The organism is Collinsella vaginalis (assembly GCF_900176655.1).
In the GTDB taxonomy this organism is placed as follows: Bacteria; Actinomycetota; Coriobacteriia; order Coriobacteriales; family Coriobacteriaceae; genus Collinsella; species Collinsella vaginalis.
Map to the genome: position 1 here is coordinate 1 of NZ_LT838855.1, position 3,006 is coordinate 3,006.

Here is a 3,006-nt window from a genome sequence, read left to right on the forward strand (position 1 = left end):
GGACGCCACCTACAAGGCGGGCGACACGGCAGAGGGCGAGAAGGACGGCAAGAAGGGCACGTGGTCCTTCAGCGGCTGGACCGACCCGAACAACGGCACCATGGGCGACGGGGACGCGACCATCACGGGCTCCTGGACGTTCACGGAGGCCGCCAACCCGAAAGATCCAAAGAACCCAGGAACAGCAAAGCCAGGTTCTGTAAATGGAAGTACAGGAAATAAGGGAGCAAATTCTTCTGCAAATGTTCTACCAAAAACTGGTGATGCAACGAGTACGCCATTCTATGTAGGTGTCATGACACTGGTTGGATCTGCTCTATTAGCGCTAGCACGGGGGCTTAAGAAAAATAACAACCAATAAGTTAGGCAGTGCAACATAGGGAGTTTGTCATCCCAACAAAACGGTATAGTCGTGAAATGCGGCTATACCGTTTTTTCGTCTTTCTTTTTCTGAGGTGGCATAAACTCATCGGTGCAGCCCCATACGTACACATCTTTTGCATCCTGCGAGCACTAAGAATGACTTTGTGAAGGCCAGCCTCAGGCATCGGAAGGTCGTTTGTTTTGAAGCGCCCACGCCTGCGTTGTCATGCTTGACAGCTTTACCGTTCGGCCTTGTAACCATTCCAGCACTTTGACTCGTGGCTCCCTGCCGCCGACCAGCATCGGGTGAGGGGTCGTCTTACCGTCCTTGCCGTTTCGCTCACCGATGACGAGCTCGCCATTCTCCTTTACGGCATAGATGTAGTGACCGTCCGTCGGCTTTCCTGCATGGTTGACGAGAACGCCATCGCTCACGCTGTCATGAGCGTTAACCACTGTTGGGTCACGGGCTGATGCCACGATGGATGTTCACCTTAAAAACCTTAGCCGCCTGGGTGAAGGCACGGACAAGACCACGGTGCAAAAAGGTACGTGGGATTTGCGCTTCAAGTTGGATTATGAGAAGGCGGGTCACAATCTCAAAAAGGCAAGCAAGTTTACCTACAACGGTCATGCCGCTGAGCTTTGCTCTGGTAGCTTGTCTCCTGTGGCGTTGAGTCTTGAGTTCACCACTGACGACCGCATGGATGATTTTAGTAATGTGCCTAGTGGCAAAGCTCCCGACAAGATGAGCGCTCAACAGACCAGCTATCCACGAAAAGCCTGAATATGACCAGATAGTCTTGCGCGGACATTCATGGTGCACGCGCTCAAGAAAAACTGTCAAACCACGTTGATTGGCTGGTTCGAAGGGTTCGCCACCTAATAGAGTAAGGCCTTGGATATAGTCTGGCTTGAGGCTATCGATAATCTGCTGCTGTACCGCCTCATCAAACGGATTGCCATATTCAAAAGACCAAGCCTCGGGATTAAAGCAAAACAGACCGGCGCGACGGCAGCCAGATACAAACGGCGTTGTTCTTACGCCAATGCCGTTGGCAATATCGCGCTACTTGATAGTAGCGTAATTCATATGCTCCCCTTGCCTGGGTATAGGGCTCAATGTCTTTGCAAAGTAGTCCTTTGATTTGTCAGACCAATTTGCATGCCTGAAGTTAAGGAAATCTTTCGAATTTTGCTTCTGGTTCCTTAAAGGGTGGTCAGAAGAAAATGTGCTTAAGCAATACAGCCCTGTCGTGAAATGCCGCAAGTCAGGAAAGGGGGGCGCATGGAAGTTATTCGCGAAGGGTCTACGTCTCATAATGATGCTGTCTATAGAGGCGGTGTAACTCGCTATAGCCGTAGTGCTTCAACATTGAGCGCGCGGGCTGCATCGAGCAGGGGTACATAGGCTGCGTGCTCGAGCGTGAGAGGCAATTTCCTACAGGCATTGAGTTTCCTTCGATGCCCCTCGCGCTGCCGCATGGGGACGCCGAATTTGTTAAGAGCTCCGCCTTGGCGATCGGTAAGTGCGCCGAGCCCATCCCGTTTCACTCCATGAGTGAGCCGGACAAGATTCTTCCTGCACGGCTTGTCGTCATGCTCGCGGTGGGTGATCCAGACGGCCATCTTGAGATCCTATCCCACTTGATGGATGCGCTTGCAGACGAGGCGTTTTGCCGCGAGGTCCTAGAGGCTGATTCAGGAACGGCCATCGCATCGCTGTTCGCCGCAAAGGTACGGTAGGGGGATACAGATGGAATTGCGTTTTGACATCCGCATGCGGGAGATGCTGCAGAATGGCAGGAAAATCCTCATTTGTTACCTGCCGCTCGGGGATCCTGCACTCGGGGATCGCGTGGAGCGGGCGAAACAGCTTATCGAGCTCGGTGCGGACGTGCTGGAGCTCGGAATTCCCTACCGCGATCCGGTGCTCGATGGCCGAGTCGTGGCGGATTCGATGCACCGGGCCCTGGAGCAGGGCGGCGTTGACCATGCATCTCGCGATATTGCTGACATCAGGTCCGCGCTTCCGCATGCGAATCTTCAAGCAATGACCTATTGGGAGCATATCGAGGAGATCGGCGTCACATCTTTTGCAGATCGCCTCGCCCGCGCTGGGGCAGATGCCGCTTTAAGCCCGAACACCCCTGTCACGCAGGCGCCCGCGCTGCGTGACGCGCTTGAGGAGAACGGCTTGGTCTCATTAGATTTCGTGCCGTACGAGTCAAACGAGGATGAGCTTGCCCGGTATGCCCAAGAGGCCAAGGGATATGCATTCCTGCAGGCCGTTAACGGCAAGACGGGTGCGGCGCATGGTGCATCGGAGCATGTTGGCGATACCATCGCGACCTTGAAGCGGCATGGAGCCTCCATTCCGCTCTGTGCTGGATTCGGCATATCCCGTCATGAGGATGCGGCGCGCTATATCGAGATGGGTGCTGATGGGATCATCATAGGAAGCGCCGTTGTGTCCGCCATGTTGGAGGGGGGGGTCTCTCGGGCCTCCTAGACCCTGTTCGCAAGACGCTTGATAGAATCGCGTGATACGAGCGATTGGAGCAATCGATGAGGATCGTATCACGCCGGTGCATCGAGATTCTAAAGCGGCTGCATCTCAGCGCAGATCCGGTTCCCGTCAGG

At 54.5% G+C, this 3,006-nt stretch carries 5 protein-coding genes; 3 read left to right on the plus strand and 2 right to left on the minus strand.

Features of this window, described 5'->3' with window-relative positions; all coding sequences use genetic code 11:
- The coding region (locus tag CAP13_RS08655) for an LPXTG cell wall anchor domain-containing protein (protein ID WP_143764939.1) at positions 1–361 on the plus strand (361 nt) is incomplete at its 5' end.
- A 179-nt stretch (positions 362–540) separates the two neighbouring features.
- Here the strand turns inward: CAP13_RS08655 and CAP13_RS09760 are convergent.
- A complete protein-coding gene (locus CAP13_RS09760; protein WP_143764940.1) occupies positions 541–843 on the minus strand; it encodes a hypothetical protein in 303 nt (100 codons plus the stop codon).
- The gene (locus CAP13_RS08660) at positions 827–1,426 is read right to left on the minus strand and encodes a 4Fe-4S single cluster domain-containing protein (RefSeq protein ID WP_342743222.1); all 600 of its coding nucleotides are present in this window, start codon (positions 1,424–1,426) and stop codon (positions 827–829) included. Before CAP13_RS08660 ends, CAP13_RS09760 begins: the two co-directional genes overlap by 17 nt.
- 311 nt (positions 1,427–1,737) lie before the next feature.
- Here CAP13_RS08660 and CAP13_RS08665 point away from each other — a divergent pair, with 311 nt between their 5' ends.
- Both CAP13_RS08665 and trpA read left to right on the plus strand, forming a co-directional pair.
- On the plus strand, positions 1,738–2,109 hold the full coding sequence (locus tag CAP13_RS08665) for a PTS sugar transporter subunit IIA (protein WP_085831211.1): 372 nt from the start codon (positions 1,738–1,740) through the stop codon (positions 2,107–2,109).
- Positions 2,110–2,119: 10 nt separating this feature from the next.
- Positions 2,120–2,875: a tryptophan synthase subunit alpha gene (gene trpA, locus CAP13_RS08670; RefSeq protein WP_085831212.1), complete on the plus strand. Its 756-nt coding sequence runs from the start codon at positions 2,120–2,122 to the stop codon at positions 2,873–2,875.
- The last annotated feature ends 131 nt before the right edge of the window (positions 2,876–3,006 follow it).